The sequence below is a fragment of the Dehalobacter sp. MCB1 genome (genome assembly GCF_003590275.1).
In the GTDB taxonomy this organism is placed as follows: domain Bacteria; phylum Bacillota; class Desulfitobacteriia; order Desulfitobacteriales; family Syntrophobotulaceae; genus Dehalobacter.
Genome location: NZ_LXPC01000012.1, coordinates 50,960 through 68,743, shown reverse-complemented (window position 1 = coordinate 68,743; position 17,784 = coordinate 50,960). Strand labels below are relative to the sequence as shown.

General features: G+C 46.1%; 17 protein-coding genes. 1 reads left to right on the top strand and 16 read right to left on the bottom strand.

Features of this window, described 5'->3' with window-relative positions:
* Positions 1 to 159: 159 nt before the first annotated feature.
* Together A7K50_RS08175 and A7K50_RS08170 are read right to left on the bottom strand one after the other, a co-directional pair.
* On the bottom strand, positions 160 to 1,311 hold the full coding sequence (locus A7K50_RS08175; protein ID WP_119775504.1) for a methyl-accepting chemotaxis protein: 1,152 nt from the start codon (positions 1,309 to 1,311) through the stop codon (positions 160 to 162).
* A 16-nt stretch (positions 1,312 to 1,327) separates the two neighbouring features.
* Complete coding sequence (locus tag A7K50_RS08170; RefSeq protein ID WP_243103689.1) at positions 1,328 to 1,771, bottom strand: chemotaxis protein CheW; 444 nt, start codon at positions 1,769 to 1,771, stop codon at positions 1,328 to 1,330.
* Positions 1,772 to 2,035: 264 nt separating this feature from the next.
* On the opposite strand from A7K50_RS08170, the gene A7K50_RS14335 reads away from it, so the two are divergent.
* Positions 2,036 to 3,295, top strand: coding sequence for an AraC family transcriptional regulator (locus A7K50_RS14335; protein ID WP_243103688.1), 1,260 nt, complete (start codon positions 2,036 to 2,038; stop codon positions 3,293 to 3,295).
* A 217-nt stretch (positions 3,296 to 3,512) separates the two neighbouring features.
* On the opposite strand, the gene A7K50_RS08160 is transcribed toward A7K50_RS14335, so the two are convergent.
* The 14 genes from A7K50_RS08160 to cbiD all read right to left on the bottom strand — a co-directional run bounded on the left by A7K50_RS08160 (position 3,513) and on the right by cbiD (position 17,767).
* Complete coding sequence (locus A7K50_RS08160; protein ID WP_015044961.1) at positions 3,513 to 4,139, bottom strand: precorrin-8X methylmutase; 627 nt, start codon at positions 4,137 to 4,139, stop codon at positions 3,513 to 3,515.
* A 65-nt stretch (positions 4,140 to 4,204) separates the two neighbouring features.
* A complete protein-coding gene (cbiE, locus tag A7K50_RS08155; protein WP_119775503.1) occupies positions 4,205 to 5,473 on the bottom strand; it encodes a precorrin-6y C5,15-methyltransferase (decarboxylating) subunit CbiE in 1,269 nt (422 codons plus the stop codon).
* On the bottom strand, positions 5,461 to 5,856 hold the full coding sequence (locus A7K50_RS08150; protein ID WP_119775501.1) for a CbiX/SirB N-terminal domain-containing protein: 396 nt from the start codon (positions 5,854 to 5,856) through the stop codon (positions 5,461 to 5,463). Before A7K50_RS08150 ends, cbiE begins: the two co-directional genes overlap by 13 nt.
* 87 nt (positions 5,857 to 5,943) lie before the next feature.
* Positions 5,944 to 7,221 (bottom strand): glutamate-1-semialdehyde 2,1-aminomutase, encoded by a 1,278-nt coding sequence (hemL, locus tag A7K50_RS08145; protein ID WP_119775499.1) that lies wholly within the window; start codon positions 7,219 to 7,221, stop codon positions 5,944 to 5,946.
* Positions 7,222 to 7,251: 30 nt separating this feature from the next.
* Positions 7,252 to 8,238 carry a porphobilinogen synthase gene (hemB, locus tag A7K50_RS08140; protein WP_119775498.1) on the bottom strand — a complete coding sequence of 329 codons (987 nt, stop codon included), beginning with the start codon at positions 8,236 to 8,238 and terminating at the stop codon, positions 7,252 to 7,254.
* A gap of 28 nt (positions 8,239 to 8,266) precedes the next feature.
* On the bottom strand, positions 8,267 to 9,766 hold the full coding sequence (gene cobA, locus A7K50_RS08135) for a uroporphyrinogen-III C-methyltransferase (RefSeq protein WP_119775496.1): 1,500 nt from the start codon (positions 9,764 to 9,766) through the stop codon (positions 8,267 to 8,269).
* Positions 9,767 to 10,663: a hydroxymethylbilane synthase gene (gene hemC / locus A7K50_RS08130; RefSeq protein ID WP_119775494.1), complete on the bottom strand. Its 897-nt coding sequence runs from the start codon at positions 10,661 to 10,663 to the stop codon at positions 9,767 to 9,769.
* Positions 10,664 to 10,739: 76 nt separating this feature from the next.
* Positions 10,740 to 12,071 (bottom strand): precorrin-6A reductase, encoded by a 1,332-nt coding sequence (gene cobK, locus A7K50_RS08125; protein WP_119775493.1) that lies wholly within the window; start codon positions 12,069 to 12,071, stop codon positions 10,740 to 10,742.
* Positions 12,068 to 12,796 carry a precorrin-3B C(17)-methyltransferase gene (cobJ, locus tag A7K50_RS08120; RefSeq protein ID WP_119775491.1) on the bottom strand — a complete coding sequence of 243 codons (729 nt, stop codon included), beginning with the start codon at positions 12,794 to 12,796 and terminating at the stop codon, positions 12,068 to 12,070. Before cobJ ends, cobK begins: the two co-directional genes overlap by 4 nt.
* A gap of 8 nt (positions 12,797 to 12,804) precedes the next feature.
* Positions 12,805 to 14,046, bottom strand: a complete 1,242-nt coding sequence (gene hemA / locus A7K50_RS08115; protein ID WP_119775489.1) for a glutamyl-tRNA reductase — start codon at positions 14,044 to 14,046, stop codon at positions 12,805 to 12,807.
* Positions 14,036 to 15,094: a cobalt-precorrin 5A hydrolase gene (locus A7K50_RS08110; RefSeq protein WP_119775487.1), complete on the bottom strand. Its 1,059-nt coding sequence runs from the start codon at positions 15,092 to 15,094 to the stop codon at positions 14,036 to 14,038. The genes hemA and A7K50_RS08110 overlap by 11 nt, the downstream gene beginning before the upstream one ends.
* The gene (cobM, locus tag A7K50_RS08105) at positions 15,091 to 15,876 is read right to left on the bottom strand and encodes a precorrin-4 C(11)-methyltransferase (RefSeq protein WP_119775485.1); all 786 of its coding nucleotides are present in this window, start codon (positions 15,874 to 15,876) and stop codon (positions 15,091 to 15,093) included. The genes A7K50_RS08110 and cobM overlap by 4 nt, the downstream gene beginning before the upstream one ends.
* Complete coding sequence (gene cobI / locus A7K50_RS08100; RefSeq protein WP_119775484.1) at positions 15,873 to 16,574, bottom strand: precorrin-2 C(20)-methyltransferase; 702 nt, start codon at positions 16,572 to 16,574, stop codon at positions 15,873 to 15,875. Before cobI ends, cobM begins: the two co-directional genes overlap by 4 nt.
* A complete protein-coding gene (cbiD, locus tag A7K50_RS08095; RefSeq protein ID WP_119775944.1) occupies positions 16,571 to 17,767 on the bottom strand; it encodes a cobalt-precorrin-5B (C(1))-methyltransferase CbiD in 1,197 nt (398 codons plus the stop codon). The genes cobI and cbiD overlap by 4 nt, the downstream gene beginning before the upstream one ends.
* Positions 17,768 to 17,784: the final 17 nt, after the last annotated feature.

Genomic DNA, 17,784 nt, shown 5'->3' with positions numbered 1-17,784 from the left:
AGAAAAAATAATCCCGTAATCGGTAATCATAGGCCCCTACAGCGGCCGGATCTGCGTCAATCAGTGTAATGAACATAGGAAGCTCTTGGCAGACGGCAGAAAACCCTAAGCCTCTACTTGCTTAGGGTTTGTTCTATGTGGAACATTCATAAATTGAGCTTATAAAGTCTTTGCCATCTCATTTAATTCTCCGCACATTGCGGTAATTTCCTCAATACTGGCTGTGACTTGTTCTGTTGCTGCAGCCTGTTCCTGGCTGGCATGCAATGAACTTTTACTCATATCTCCAGCATCATTCACTTTGTCTTTGATGGTATCCGTTAATTCCTGGATCCGGGGAACAGTGCTCTTAGATTGTTCTGAAAGCTTTCTTATTTCTTCCGCCACAACACCAAATCCTCTGCCTGATTCCCCGGCTCGGGCAGCCTCAATTGCTGCGTTCAGACCAAGCATTTTTGTCTCGTCCGCTATTTCTTTTATGAAGACAGAAACCTTATTAATTTCTTCAGAAAGGCCGATAATTTCCTTAATATTGTTGTTCAGATTTTGTTCGTTGGAGTGAATACTCGTAGCCTCCGCTGCGAGCTCTTCAATCGCTGCAGAAATTGCAGACAAGCCGTCTTCAAGATTTCCTGAAATAATGCGCAGGTGTGCTGCTGTTTTTTTGGGGATAATGACTCCTAGAGAAGCAACTATTTCGTCAGGATTGTCTTCGTCAAAGAGCGGGTAATTTGTTTCTAAAACAGGGAAACCGTATATCTCTGCTCCACCTTCTTCTGAAATAGGCTTTTTCGTTTTGATGGTCCGAGAAGCAACATCTTCTTCCTGAATAACATGGCCAACAGGAAGAGACGATATATCAAATTTTCGAGAAGCCTGCCGGTAAACAACCTGAGTTAAATCCGTCATGTAAATAACCGAACCTTCATCGAACATCTCAGCCAAAACAGGGGCAAAATCCTTAAAGGCAGCAGCCACAGGGTGTAATTTCGGTAGAAAAACAGAAAATGTACCAAAAATATTGTCGGTATCATCAATAATTGGCATAGCGACAATGATGAGCCGTTGACCATAGACGGTTCGGGGAACATTTTGTGAGACTGTTTTTTTATTACGCACTGCATTCATCATCACGCCGTTACTCTCAACATGATACCCAACCTCAAACGAATCTAAGTGAAAAGAATCTGAAGAAAATCTCCAAACAATTGTATCTCCTTCCGTTACGCAAAACATAATTCCGCCCGGAACCAGATGGCCTAGAGTTTCTGCCAAGGATTTGCATGAATCTAAAGCCGAAAATTTAATCATATTTGTTCCTCCATTTTTAACTAACAGATGCAAATATTTCGTTTTTTAATTTTGTGACATCCAGAAGCATAATCAAGCGATCCTCAACTTTACAGATCCCTTTGATGCAGCTATTGCCTAAATGGGCGATTTCGACGCATAAACTTTCGATGGACTCTTCACCTACACTCAGAACCTCGGAAACATCATCCACAATATTGCCTAAAAGCATTCCTTCCAGCTTAAGCACCAGTAACCGGCTGTCATTTTCTGTTTCCGTGTTTTCAAGACCAAATCTTTTTCTAAGGTCTACCACGGGAATAACCTGATCTCTGAGGTTTAACATACCTTCTATGAACGAAGGCATGTTCGGCATTTTGGTAATGTTCTTGGGAATCCTTATTATTTCCTGAGCACAAAAAATGTCAATGCCGTAATATTCTTTGCCCACAGCAAACACTACCATTTGAATGTTTTTCAAAATATCACCCCCTTTTTTATAATTATTTATATCGTATTTTTTATGCTATCGTTTAAATAGGTTATATTTATATCAAAAGATAGACTAAATCTAATAATCCCAAACAAAAACTTTTTTAATAAATTTAAACATCTTTAAAAATGAGAAAAAAGCAACAAATATTATTATAGCTTTATAAATAATTAATATTGATAAAATATTTAGATAATTGAAACAATATTTGGCTAAACGTACTAGACAAACGAAGGAAAGGAGAAAAATGTGATGCAGCAGAAAGAAATAGTCAGAAAAATTGTCGAAACGTTTTATGGTGCTACAGAAATTACAACCTTGTACGTCCCGTTAACACTGGTTAATCGCCCTTCAATTCTAAGAGGATCCAACTATACATTCTTGATGGACTATTTTGAGTTTGGTGAAATCATCAATTTTCTTACAGCTTTGTTTGAACAAGACTCTTTTGACTTGAATACTTATCATACTGTTATTACCAAGAACTTCTTTGTCTATAACATTGTGATGATTGGGTACAAAACAAAAAAAATAGGAGCGGTGGTTTCTGGGCCGCTCATCGTTCATGATCCTCCAGAAATAGTTCTGGATAATATTCTCAGGTCTCAATTATTATCCTTTCAGAAAAAGCAGGAGTTCAAGAGCGCATTGAAAACAGTGCCTTTGACCACTTTAAAACGTATTGATTACCTAGGAAGATTTCTCCTTGTGTTATGTAAACCCAATGTCAAGACATTAGTCGGCTCGAAGCAAAATTTTCACTGCTGGGAAGAAAGAGATCCCAAGGCAGGATATAAGAATTTGCTTAATCCCTGTCTGGAGGAGGATAGAAAAAGCCATTATGACATGATTTATTTTTTTCTTAAGAGTGCTAGAGATAACATCATCCGCGGAGATGAAAAAGGAATACAACTGCTTCTCAGAAAATCCGGGGACTTGCTATGGCAAACACGGGCCTACGATGAGCAATATATTTCTTCCCTAAAATTAAATTGCATCATTACAGGCAGTATCTGCTGTCTTTACGCCATTCAGGGAAATGCTCCCTATGAACGGATGATGTCTCTGCTGGAGCGTTTTATTGTCAAGATAAATAAACAGAGTTCACCTGAAGAGATTATTATTCAAATGGTAGAAATCTCTAAAGTGTTTACACACGCCGTTTCTGTCTTAACCTGTAAGGAATATTCGATCCATATAAACCGGGCTTTACAGTATATCAAACGTTATTATGCTGAAAAGATCACTTTAAATCAGCTGGCCAGGTATCTTGGCTTAAGCCCTTCATATCTTTCCAGTCAAATAAACAAAGAAACACACTTAACACTTGCAGGCAATATTAATAAAATCCGGATTGAGCAAAGCAAGGATCTTTTGCTGAATTCCAATAAGCCCATAAAGGAGATTGCTGATGCGGTGGGGTATAACTATCAAAACCATTTTAATTCTATTTTTAAAGGTATAGTTGGGATGACCCCGCTAGAATTTCGAAAAAAAGGATTCTTAAGATAAATTAAAACATCCGGCACATGCTTAAATGCCCCGGACGTTTTTTAGTCTCTATTATCAAATTTCTAGGAACAAGTCTTTTATTTATCCAGATGTCGTCTAATCCCAATATCGGAGATTTCTTTAAGTTTCTTGCTTCGAGGCGTATACGCGGGCACACCTAACGCCTTACAATGTCAAATTGTTAAGATGTAGGTGTAGTTTGACCATAGGTCAAAATTTAGAGCGAATAAAGAAGTGCATTGCAAATGGCTGCAGCAACATTGCTTCCGCCTTTTCGGCCTCTGGCTACGATGTAGGGAACGCCGGAAAGCATGATCAGCTCTTTAGACTGCACAACGTTGACAAAGCCGACGGGAACTCCAATCACCAGTACCGGCTTAATCTGTCCTGAGCGAATAAGCTGGTCCAGTCTGATCAGTGCTGTAGGTGCATTTCCGACGGCGATGATCAACGGTTCCGGAATGGTACTGGCCTTCTCCATGCAAACAGCCGCGCGTGTGCTGCCCTTTTCCTTTGCTTCCTGTGCTACATCCTGATCGGATATAAAGCAGTAAACCTTTCCGCCATATGCGCCTAGTTTGCCGGCATTAATTCCAACGCTGGCCATTTTTGTATCTGTTAATATCGATGCCCCATTTTTAATGGCACTAAGCGCAATCTGCACGACATTGTCGGAAAAACACAAGTTATGGACATAATCAAAATCCGCCGAAGTATGGATCACCCGCTTGATGATTGGGGCTTTCTCCATATCCAGTTGAATATCCCCAAGCTCTTCCGTGATGATTTCAAAGCTTCTTTTTTCAATCTCCTCTGGCAGTACATTTTCAAATCGATGCTCCATGATTATTTACCTTCCTACTTTTTCTGGGTTAATATTTGGGGGCGCATTTTGATTTATGGCTTATTTTAGCTTTCTTTATGCGCTACGCTTACTCCAACAGGCCAGACCGATAACACAAACACCGGGTTCTGTCCCGTAAAGAGATGATAATTCGCCAGCTTTCTGGCTTTGGAGACCATTACTTGAACAATCTCTACATCATAAACAGTCTGATCGTTATAGTAATCCATGGCTTCATTCAGGGTTTCCAGCGTAATTGCATTGATAACAATTCCCGCAACCGGGTTTTTGGCATAAACCATATCGAGTATTTCCTTCAAATTACCGCTGCTGCCGCCGATAAAAACCCTATCCGGTGGCGGAAGCTCTGCAATTCCGTCCGGTGCCGTATTTTTGATAACAATAAGATTTTTTACACCGAATTTCTCTTTATTCCTTTGGATGAGCTCTACCGCCTGATCTTTTTTTTCGATCGCATAGACAAATCCATCCGACTGCTGCAGTGCCATTTCAAGTGCAACAGAACCGGTCCCGGCACCAATGTCGTAGGTGGTATCGCCCTGGCGGAGACGTAGCTTAGAGAGAGAAACTGCCCGGACCTCCTGCTTGGTCATCGGCACATCACCACGCACAAACCATTCATCTGGAAGCCCGTGCGTGATGCAGGCCCGGTTCAGCGGCGTTACATTTTCGATTATCATGACGCTCAGTGAGGTGAAGGGCTGTTCAAGAAATTCTTGGGCCTTTCCGGTGCAAATCCTCTCATCCGGATAAGATAGGTTTTCACCAATACTGACTTTGACATGCGCTAAGCCGAAATCACAGAGTCTCCTACAGATGGATGCCGGATTCTGGTCTCCACCTGTCAGAACAAATACCTTCCTGTTATTCATCACTTTTCCGACAATATTGTTGGCTCTGCCATGCAGGCTGCAGATCACGGCATCGTCCCAGGAAGTTCTGAGCTTCGAAGCAAAATACTGAAGTGATCCGATTCCACAGATCAAGCGGATGTTTGGTGAAGCCACGAGGTTTTCGGATTCCAGAGTGCCGAGGAGCGACTTTGCCAGGCTGTAGAAGCCAACATCCCCAGACACCAGAATAGAAACTTCATAGGCGCACGCGCTGGCTGACTGCAGTGTATGCAGAAATTCCCTGATCTGCCGGTCCTGGGTCGCATGATATAAGTCTTTTCCATCTGCTAAGTTTATCAATCCTGCCAGGATACGCTTATCACCAATCAGACATTGGCTTCGTTCTATTGCCTCCGCTGCCTCACGAGTCAGCTGCAGGAGATTGCCTGGGCCCATGCCAATGATGTTCAGCTGCAGCATTTTGCGTCACCGCTCATTTCCTTTATCCGATCGACAACAATTTGTGCAAGTCTCTTATCTGCCCCCAAAGTTTGTCCAAAGCTGATTTTTACATTGGGGTATTCTTTCAAGAATTCATCAATTTCAGCCGGGATATCCTCCAGAATATGAACACCGGCAAACAGGAAATACGGAATGACCTTGATCTCTGTAACTCCCCGGTCAAGAAGTTTTTTCAGGCCCGTTTCCAGATTGTTAGCGGAAAATTGTAAGAACGCATATTCAATTAGATTAGTATTGAGTCCAGACTTCAGTTCTTCCTTAACCATCTCAATGATTTTCTGCAGCGTATTTTCCGTTTCACTTTGTCTGCTACCATGAGCTAAGATTAAAATTCCCGTCATCGCACTCTTCCCTTTCCAAAAAATAATTCCTTAATTGAAAATTCTAACTCCATTACCTGGTATTCTAATGAAATCGGTTATTCAAATTTAGAGAGATCTTAAGGCCTTCTCTGCACACTCCAGCGTCCGGTCAATATCCACTTCCGTATGGGAATTAGAGATAAATACCGCTTCGAATTGCGCAGGGGCAAGATAAATTCCCTGATTCAGCATGGCACTGAAGAATCGTCCATACATCTTCGTATCACTGGTCAAGGCATCGGTATAATTATAGACTTCCCGTTTGGTAAACAACAGCGTTGAAAGCGAGCCGATACTGTTTACCGTCGCCTTTAGGCCTCTAGCTTTGATCAGTTCCCGTAATCCGTTGCTTAGTCTTGCTGAGAGACTATCAATATGCGTATAGATCTGCGGGTTGTTTTTAAGAATAGACAGTTGAGCAATACCTGCAGCCATGGCCACAGGGTTTCCGCTTAAAGTTCCTGCCTGATAGACTCCTCCGCAGGGTGCGACCTGCTGCATGATTTCTTTTCTTCCACCGTATGCCCCGACCGGCATGCCGCCGCCAATAATTTTTCCATAAGCCGTTAAATCCGGCTTAATGCCAAACAGTTCCTGGGCTCCGCCTAGACCAAGCCTGAATCCGGTAATAACCTCATCGGCAATGAGCAATGTGCTGTTTTCAGTACAAAGCTTTTGCAGTTCCTGCAGAAAACCCGGCTTCGGCAGGACAACACCCATATTGGCAGGTACAAGCTCAACAATCACTGCTGCAACCTGATCTTTATTGTTTTCAAATAAGGCCTGCACACTGCCAATATCATTAAATACCGCCGTCAGAGTATCAGCGGCACATCCAGGAGGAACCCCGAGGCTGCTCGGTACGCCGGAGGACATAACCCCCGATCCTGCCTTGACCAGCATTGCGTCGCTGTGTCCATGGTAACAGCCTTCGAATTTAATAATTTTATTTCTGCCGGTAAAACCGCGAGCTGCACGTACTGCGCTCATCGTTGCTTCTGTTCCTGAATTGACCATTCGGATCATTTCAATTGACGGAACCAAGTCACAGATCAATTGGGCCATCCTGACCTCAGCTTCTGTGGCAGCTCCGAAGCTCAAGCCTCTTTCAGCTGCCGTCACGACAGCCTCCAGCACTTCCGGGTTGGCATGTCCGAGGATCATCGGCCCCCAAGAGCCGATATAATCGATATACTCGTTACCGTCTACATCATAGAGTCTTGCCCCTTTGGCACGGCTGATAAAGCGCGGCGTATCGCCGACAGACTGAAAATTACGCACAGGACTGTTGACTCCGCCGGGCATCAGCTGTTTAGCCTTTTCATATAATATTTCCGATTTCATAGCTTGTACCTGCCTTTTAACTGTTAAATCTTAACCAATTCTTCCTTCACTGATATACGCCGCAATCTCCGGTGCAAAATATGTGATCAGCATATCGGTTCCTGCCCGAAAAAAACTCACGGTCGTTTCGCAGATCATCGCGGCCTCATCAATCAGTCCGGCTTTTGCTGCCGCCTTGATCATGCTGTACTCTCCGCTGACACTGTAAGCAGCCAGGGGAAGGTCAAATGTCTCTTTGAGCTTGGCAATCACATCCAGGTAAGCCAGAGCCGGTTTGACCATCAAAATGTCCGCCCCTTCCAGCACATCAAGTTCAGATTCCCGGACGGCTTCACGCAGATTATGATAATCCATTTGATAAGTTTTCCGGTCTCCGAAAGACGGTGCACATCCGGCTGCCTCCCGAAAAGGTCCATAGAAGGAGGATGCATACTTGGCCGAATAGGACATAATCGGTAGGGTCGTAAAATGGTGTTGGTCCAACGCTTCGCGGATGGCTTGTATCCGTCCATCCATCATATCGGATGGCGCTACCATATCTGCACCGGCCTGGGCATGGGATACTGCCACTTTGGCCAGTATTGACAGAGTACCGTCATTATCCACTTCCTTGCCTTTTAATAGGCCACAATGTCCGTGACTGGTATATTCGCAAAGGCATACATCTGTAATGACATTAATCTGTGGAAAGCTCAACTTGATTTTCCGAACGGCCTGCTGCAGGGCACCGTTTTCGTTATAGGCCTCACTTCCGGTCTCATCCTTGCGACTGTGCTCCGGTACCCCGAAAAGCAGAACACTGCCGATACCAGCCTTGATGACGGTCTCCACCGCATGTTCAACCCGGTCCGGGCTGTAGCGCTTCTGGCCGTCCATCGCTGCGATATTTTCTTCAATTGCACTGCCTTCCTTGATAAATATCGGGTAGATCAGGGCACTTTTAGAAAGACGAGTTTCACGTACCAACTCCCGGGTAACGTTGTCTTTTCTCAATCTTCTCGGTCTGATTGCTTCCATCGGTACCTCCTTTGGCCGCCATTTACTGCTACTGCGAGATTGCCTCAACCATACTGTCCAAAGTAGCTTTTTCGGCAATAATACACTTCATCCCGTGGCTTCGGGCCACCTTGGCTGTTTCTTCACCAATGCAAACTGCCGTCACCTTTGTAAAATCCAGCTGCGGCAGGGCATTGACAAATCCGCCTACTGTCGAAGCACTTGTAAATGCCGCATAATCAAAATCATAAGACAGGATTATTTCTTTTGAAAAAATACTGCTGTCTGATTCGTAGAACGTGTCATAAACCGGAATATCTTCATAGCAGATTCCTGCTTGATCAAAAATGCGGTTTAGATCTTCCGATCCTTCCCTGGCCCGTAAGACCAACACTTTTTCTCCAGGTGCCAGAACGTTGACGAGGCCGCTGGCAAGGCTGGCGACGTTATAGCTTTCCGGCATATACTCAATGCGAATGCCGCGCTGGGTAAACACCTTGGCCGTTCCGGCTCCGATAACCGCGATCTTAATCCCGTACAGGTCACGGATGTCTCTCCCCATTTCGTATATTCTGTCAAAGAGAGCCTCTACGCCAGCCGCGCTGGAAAAAACAAGCCAGTTATATTCTTTGATCCGCTCCAGTGCAGCATTAAATGCTTTATTGTCGCTTATTGGTCTGGTTTGGATACATGGGAATTCCAAAGCTTCCCCGCCAAGATCTCGGATCTTCTGACTAAGGACGGAATTAAGTTTTTCCGGACGTGTTACCACGACACGTTTACCTGCAAGCGGACGCTTCCCTGCCCATTCGAAATTCTCGGACAAGGAACAGACCTGGCCGATAACGATAACAGATGGGTTGCGGATTTCCGCCTTTGCAGCGTCACCTGGCAGGTTGCCGACTGTCGTCAGAAGCTTGCGTTGTCTTGCTGTCGTTCCTCTTTCGATGACCGCCGCCGGCATATCCGAAGCCATTCCAGCATCCAGCAGCCCTTCGGAAATACTTTCGATCGCCGATACTCCCATCAGGAACACCAACGTTCCTTTCATGTTTACAGCAGCCTGAAAATCAATATTCGGAGTCTCGCCCTCTTTTGTATGTCCTGTAATGATATGCAGGGAAGAACAAAAGTCCCTATGGGTTACCGGGATTCCTGCATAAGCAGGAACCGCGATGGCCGATGTCACCCCAGGTACTACCTCGAACGGAACCTGATGTTCATGGAGCAGTTCCAATTCCTCTCCGCCACGTCCGAACATAAACGGATCTCCGCCCTTCAGACGAACGACTGTCCTGCCTTCCAGGGCTTCTTCCAGCAGAATCCGGTTGATCTCGTCCTGCGGAATACGATGATAGGTCGGCAGCTTGCCGACATCTATTTTTTTTGCGTCTTTAGGGATTAAATTGAGGATTTCAATACCTACGAGCTTGTCGTAAATGACAACCTCTGCATTCTGAAGAACACGCAGCCCTTTTACGGTGAGCAGTCCTGCATCAGACGGGCCTGCCCCAACCAGCCAAACTTTTCCCGTTCTCTTTTGCTCCATTTATCTTACCTCCGCAAGTAGTCTCGTTGCCAATCTGTATCCTATTTCCGCCGCATCCCTGCGGTCGCCGGTCATGCTGCCTTTGGCCTTTTCACCGGTTTCAACATCGACATAGAGGCCGGTGATCCTGACTTCTGTACCATGCACTTCGGCAAATGCCGCAGCAGGTGAACTGCACCCGCCGTCAAGTTTTTGAATAAAGGCTCTTTCAGCCAGGGCTGCTGTCTGAGCATCTTTGTCGTTAATACACGCCAAAAAGTTGAGATCCTCGCCTTTTCTGCCCTGAATCGCCAGGATTCCCTGTCCGGCAGAGGGGATCATTTCCTCAGTGGAAAACACCCTACTGATACGGTTTTCCAGTGACAGCCGCTTAAGTCCGGCGAAAGCCAGCAGCAGAGAACTGAATTCACCCTCGTCCAGCTTTTTGAGCCGGGTAAGTACGTTGCCCCGCACAGGCTTGACATCTAAACCGGGATACAGATCTAAAAACTGGATTGTTCGGCGTGCGCTGGAACAGCCAACAGCCTTTTCTTTGTCTAGATTTTCTATAGATCCTGTCCCCTGCGGCAAAACCAGTACGTCCCGAGGATCTTCTCTTTTAGAAAATGCCGTAATCGGCAGGTCCTCCGGTATTTCTGCCGGCATATCCTTTAAACTGTGAACAGCGATATCAATTACACCTTGACAGAGCGCCCTGTCCAGTTCTTTCACAAAAAGGCCTTTTCCTCCTATTTTGTCCAACGTCTGTTCCAAAATGACGTCCCCTGTGGTCTTCATGGTAATAAGCTCAAGTTCCAATTCAGGATGATTTTTTCGGATCTGCTCCATAACAAATTGTGACTGGATCACCGCCAGCCTGCTTTCCCGGCTGCCGACAATTATTTTTCTTTTTCCCATTCGGCTACCTCTATTCTCATTTAATCAAAGTTACTTATTGTTCGTTTATTTCATTATGTTATTTATTCGTCATTATTTATTCGTCCAAGTGTTCATTCATGTATAGCCTCAGCTTCTCTGCTGTCTTCTTAGCCTTCGTATGGTCTTCCCCGCTGGCCGTGAGCCCGATCACCACATTTCCCTTCCTGACCACTGCCGGGAAATAGAACGTACATAGTTCCTTACAATCTGCGACACTGACAGGGATTCCATACCGGGTGCATTCTTCGGCAATTTGACGGTTTACTTGTGTTTCATTGGTTACTGCCAGAACCAGGTCAGCCCCATTACAGTCCCCTTCCTGATACTTGCGACAGAGCAAAGTGACTCTTCCATTATCTGCCAATTCTTGTTTAAGCTCCGGGACAAGTTCAGGCGTAATCACGGTAATGTCGGCATCAAACGGCAGTAATGTTCTGATTCTTCTTGCCGCAATCTTTCCGCCCCCGAAGACAACAATCTTTTTATTCTGAAGAGAAACAAAAAGCGGAAACCAAGGCTGATTCGGACGCTGTTCCAGAGAATAGTCCCAGGCAAGCTTGTGCAAAACCTGTTCCTTGTTGTAAAACGTATGCTGTTGCGCATCTTCTTTCTCATCTATTTTACCTGGATGCTCCAGTGTCTCTGGTTGTTCCGGCCGCCTGATTAGAATCACTGTAATTCCCAGCTCACGTGCTGCTTCAATTTTTTCCTGGAATCCTCCGGTCTCTCCGGAGTCTTTTGTCACCAGAAATCTTGCTTGAGATGCTTTCAGCATGGCAATGTTCAGCTCTTTGGAAAATGGGCCCTGCATATAGCTTATATTTGACTTCTTAAAGCCCAGCTTTTCACACTTCTCCATTACATCCTGCATCGGAAGGACCCTGGCAAATACCCGCTCCTGATAGTCCTTGATTCCGGTAAACGTTTCAATCTCCTTGCTTCCGCAGCTCAGAAAGATGTTCCCAGTCTTATCATTTAATACCCGTACCGCATCCTCGCTGTTGTCCGCATAAATCATGTTTTCCAATATATTTGCGTTAAATGACGGATTATTCGAGACCAATCTGCCCGGTTCCCTTTGCAGACGGATATAGTCCGTTGCGGTTTCGCGGCAAGCTTCGCAGATATTGTCCGTAACAATTTGGGCGTAAGGATGTGTTGTATCAATGACACAGTCCGGCTGAACCTCCCGAATGAAGGCGGCCATTTCTTCCCGGCCCAAACGTCGCGCTTGGATGTGAAGATTTTGATCCGGTTCGATCAGCTCCCTGCCATAATCCGTGGCCACTGAAACATACACTTTTGCGTTACTTCGCCGCAGCTCATCAATCAGCTCCCTGCCTTCAGTTGTCCCGGCAATGATCCAAAATACCGGCATTTTCATCATTTCCTATATCCTCTCGGTGTGACCAGTTTGTTGTTGATTACCCTTGTCTGTGAATTCCCGATAATGACAGTCGTAAACATATCAACTTTCTTCTCTCTCAATTCAGTCAGGCTGGAGACAATTTCATAATTCTCGCCCTCTCTGCCGATGCTGCGGACAATACCGGACGGCAGGTTAGCATTCTGATGGCGCATCACAATATCGCAAGCCTTTTTCAAATAATCGTGCCTTTTGATACTCGATGGGTTGTATAGTACAATGACAAAATCTCCCTGGGCTGCCGCTGCAAGCCTGGCTTCGATCTTCTCCCACGGCGTTAATAGATCACTGAGGCTGATGACTGCAAAGTCATGAATGAGCGGCGCTCCGAGAACAGCTGCACCGCTGCAGGCCGCTGTGATTCCTGGTATTACTTCGACCTCGAGGAAAGGATACGGCTCTGCAAGCTCCAGCACAATTCCTGCCATGCCATAGACCCCGGCATCCCCGCTCGAGACCACAGCAACCGTTGCACCTTCCAGCGCCTTTTCAACCGCGGTCCTGCAGCGATCCACCTCTTTCTTCATCGGCGTAGCAATTAACTTTTTATCTGGAAACTGATCCTTGATTAAATCGATATAAAGCGTATATCCGACTAAAATATCACTTTTTCTAAGTGCTTCCTGCGCACGGTTTGTCATTTGCTCCGGTCCGCCCGGTCCTAATCCCACGACATATATTTTCATTGCCCTTCTTACCTAACTACTTTCTCTAAATTTGTAAAACATTCATCCCACAGATCCCGGTCAATACTGTCCCTAAACCCAAACAGCACCGAACTTACTGCCTTTTCTGCCACTTGCGCCAGCCTGTTTTCAAAGAATGCTTTGTCTTGGTCGCTTAAATTCAGGTACGCAAGATCTTTTTGCAAATTCCGGCATATCCTTTCCGATGTTGAATTGGATATGCTTTGCAGTAGCGGCAGATAACTGCGGATTTCAAATGATTCTATAAATTTGTCGATATGTTCATCAATAATTTCATAAGCCGCTGCTAAAGCATTCTGGTTTCTGAGCTCTGCCTTCCCTAGACCCAAATTGTCCATATCCAGTAATGTAATATTCTCCATATCTCCGACTTTCGGTTCGATATCCCTCGGTACTGCCAGATCACAAAAGATTCTTGGCCTATGATTCTGCGCCAGAGCTGAAATTAAGGCATCAGCTTTAATCGTATAATGTGGGCTGGACGTCACGCTTACCACTACATCCATGTCGGCTAGCACCGTATGGCGTTTTTCGTAATCCACGCCCGTACATTGTTTCGGCAATAAATAAGCTCCGTGTTTACGCTGTCTTAAGGTGATCAAAACCTCCGCCCCACAATCTGCAAGCTGTGCGGCTACAATCTTTCCCATCTCGCCGTTGCCAATGACCAGACACCGCTTTTCCCCCAAGTCAGGAAAGACTTCCTGGATCCGCTCCAGAGCTTTCGTTGCTACCGATACGTCCGTCGTCGTCAGCTGAATCTGTGTTTTTACTTTCTTCGCCGAGGTTATGGCCATCTGAAAAAGTTTTTCCAGATAAAGGTCAGCAGTACCTGTCTCTCTGGCCTCTTCAATGGCTTTTTTAATTTGGGATAAAATTTGGCTTTCTCCCCAAATCTGAGACTTCAATCCGCAGGCAGTTTGAAAGAGGTGAACAAAGGCCTCACGGGACTGCCGGATAACAAATAAGCGCTCATATTTATCCCTGTCTTCCTTCTCAATTCGCTTCAGACCGTAGAGAATTTCTTTCAAATTAACTAGAGATCCTTCATTTTCGCTGACCCATAGCTCCGTACGGTTGCAGGTGGATATAATTACTGCGCCTTCCACACCATAATTATTTACAGCAGCTTCCATGGCCTGTCTGCTTTGAATCGGTGTAAAGGCAAACATTTCGCGTTCCTTTAATGATGCTTTTTCATGATCGATCCCGATCATTCTAATATTCAAAGCTAACCCTCCATTCCTTCTGAGCAAGAGCTATTGTTACCCCATTCCCGGATACTTTTCGGCTAATCAGCCCTCCGCCTGCGCTTACCATTAAGGCCGCCCGCTCACAGACATTGCCGACACCGGTAATACTACTTACAAATTCCGATTCTGTATACTTGCCTGGTACGGAAAGAAGTTCATCTGAACTAAAAAAATGCAGTGGCAGATTATTTTTTGCGGCAAAATCAAGCAGCCCCTGTTCTTTTGTTTTGAGGTCAATACTGGCAATGCCCGCAATGGCCTGAAAGCTGATGTTGTTCCTGCTCAACTGCTCAAGGACAAGATCCTCAATACGCTGCAGCGGCGTACCCCTTCGGCAGCCAATTCCGAGATACACCGTCCGGGGAACGATATTCAGCGTTATGGGATAGGGTTTTAATTTGTCATTCAGAGAAACACAAATGCCAATACCCATGCTGTTTTCATTCTTCTCCAATAAACGCGGCATCTCTCCTTCTATGTCCAGCTCGCTATAAAACCCGACCGGCTTTTCTGCCAATAGTCGTGCCGAAATTTCTTTCGCTACTTTCAGATCCGAAATCCAGGCGTCATGGAAAGCTGCCCATTCATCGACCGAAAAAAGCCTGTTTATATCCGTTGCAGTCGTTATCACAGGGATTGCGTTTAGCGCTTCGGATATCCTGTCCGCCAGCATGTTGGCGCCGCCGATGTGGCCGGAGAGGAGCGGTATAACGAACCGTCCCTTTTCGTCAATACACAAAACGGCCGGATCTTTCGTCTTGTCCTGAACAAAGGAGGAGATTGCCCTGACGGCAATCCCGCAGGCCCCAACAAAAATTAGCGCGTCTTTTTCTGCAAACTGTCTGCCTGTAAACACCTTTAAATCCGGAGCAATGGGTTCTGCCATGCCGGCTGTATTGACGGCCCCGGTAAGTTTTTCCGGCTGATAGCAAGCCGTATGATTACCTTGAGCATCCAACAGCTCTTTTATTTTCAGGCTGAGAGCGACTCCATTGGCGGTAAAAGCCAGGATGCTTATCTTCATTTCAAATCCTCAGTCCAAGAAGGCAGTGGATCGATTCCTTCCCGAAATTCATGCGTAAATGCCGGATCGTAAAGTTTAGATCTTTCGAAGTCGTTTCCCAAAAATCTGCCCACTAGAATCAAGGCCGTTTTGGTGATATGGTTCTCTTTAGCTGTCCTCGCCAATGTCCCTACCGTACAGCGGAACTGCTTCTCATCCGGCCAGGTTGCCTTATAAACAATCGCTGCCGGAGTGTCAGCGGCGTAACCGCCTTCCATAAGCTTGGCACTTAAGTTCTCCAGCATCCCTGTACTTAAGAAAATTGCCATGGTCGCCTGATGCGACGCCAGGAGAGCAATGTCTTCCTTAGGCGGTACCGGGGTTCTTCCTTCCATGCGGGTAATAATTACAGTTTGGCTGATATCCGGCAATGTATACTCCTTCTTCAAGGAGGCAGCAGCTCCGAAAAACGAGCTGACTCCAGGTACGACTTCGTAATACAGGCCCTCGGCATCAAGCAGATCCATCTGCTCACGGATCGCTCCGTAAATGCTTGGATCGCCGGTATGCAGACGCACGACCAGTTTACCTGCCCGGGTGGCAGGAACCATCACAGCAAGCACCTCTTCCAGTGTCATCCCGGCACTGTCGTAAACGGTGCATTCCTTCTTCGTAACATTCAATAGCTCCGGGTTGACCAGCGAGCCTGCATAAATCACAACATCGGCCTGTTCCAAAAGCGTCTTTCCGCGAACCGTGATTAAATCTACCGCGCCCGGACCGGCCCCAATAAAATAAATCATCTGACAATCTCCTTTTCTTTCACAATGATCGTGGAAAAATAGCTTGCTTTCCCCTCGGCTACACTGATATCTTTTATAACTCTCTCTGACGGCATCCCGCAGCATTCCACCATCTGGGTATGCTTAACCAGATCTTTGCTGATAAGCTCTTCCTTAACCTTGCCAAATTCCCTTCCTGATTTCATCAGCACCTTGGTTCCGCCCCAGTCCAGGTAATCAAAGGACCCTTCATAGGATGCGGGGATAATGTGCAACGGCTGGGCGCCCTCGCAGAGAGGCACATTAAGTCTTGCTGCTACAGCACAGAAGGACGGGACCCCCGGAATCAGCCGGGCATCATAGCCTGCTTCCAAAACCCGGTTATGCAGATAAATGTATGTGGAATAGATCGATGGATCCCCTAGCGTAAGAAAAGCCACAGATTTGTTTTGTTTGAGCTGGTCGATGATCTGTTCAGCTGCTTCCTGATGGCTTTGCTCCAGCATTTGGGCATCCCGTGTCATCGGCATGTAAAGTTCCAGTATTTCTTTTGTGGAGAGGTCCACAGCCTGCTTGGCAATATTCCAGGCGGTCATTTCTTTTTCATCCGTCCGCGGAACAGCAATAAGATCTGCCTCGCTGATGATTCGGACGGCCTTTAAGGTCATCAGTTCAAAGTCTCCCGGACCTACGCCTATTCCGTATAATGCTGCTTTCATGATGGCTTCATCCTTTTTATTTTATTGACTATTTCATCCGCCTGCGGTGTTTTGCCCAGGATACCCTGTTCATTGGAATACAGGATCACACCGGCTTTCACCTTATTCTGCAGGCGGTAATTCACATATTCATCAATTTTTAACATGATGGACTCAAATACCTGGTTTCTAAGCCCGTGCCGGTCTAATACCGTAACGGCCTGCGGTGCTGTCAGGCTAGCCATAATTTCTTTGACTATCTCCTTCCCGGCACCGTGTAAGGCAGCATGTACGGCGATAACTTCCATGCGGCAGTCCGCATAGCGGGAGTGGGTATTCATAATGCCCGCTGCCAGCTTGACCAATTTTCCGGCATGTCCAATCAGCAGCAGGCCGTCAAAGCCTAATTCCAAGGTAAAATCCAGCATTTCACCGATATAATTGCTGCAGTGAATCAGAGAACTCTCCAGCCCCAGCGTACTGCGGGCAAAAGTTTCACCGTAATTTCCAGGGCAGACCAACAGATCTCTGCAGCCCTTTTCTTTCTGCTGATTCATCTCCAGTCGAATCGTATCGATCAGGGCCTTTTCGCTCATCGGCTCGACAATTCCTATTGTTCCCAGAATAGAGATTCCGCCAACAATGCCCAGCCGTGGGTTAAAGGTTCTTCTGGCAATGGCCTCCCCTTCCGGAACTGATATCGTAATTTCCAGGCCTCCCTCATAACCGTACTCGGCACAGACTTTCGCCACTTCCGACATAATCATACTTCTGGGAACAGGATTGATGGCCGGTTCTCCTATAGAACAGGCAAGCCCGGGCTTAGTGATTCTGCCGACGCCCTGGCCGCCATCAACCTGAATATTATTATGGTTCGCTCTGGTGACCGTCGCAAAAATAAGGATGCCGTTAGTCACATCCGGGTCATCGCCGCTGTCCTTTTTTACAGCACACGTCACCTGGTTCATGTCTCTCCGAACTTCCAGCACCTGCATCGTAACCGGTATCCCTTTCGGTGTCGCAATGGCTATTTGTGTGCACAGGTCTCCCGAGAGCAGCATTACCGCCCCAGCCTTGGCAGCAGCAGCCGCACAGGATCCCGTAGTAAAGCCGCATCTCAGTCTTTTATTCTGTTTGATGATAAAGAGTTCACCGGATTGACTGTTTTGTGGACTGTTTTGTTCAACGTTTAGATGGTGGATGTCATGATTCATCATTTTTATATTCCTTC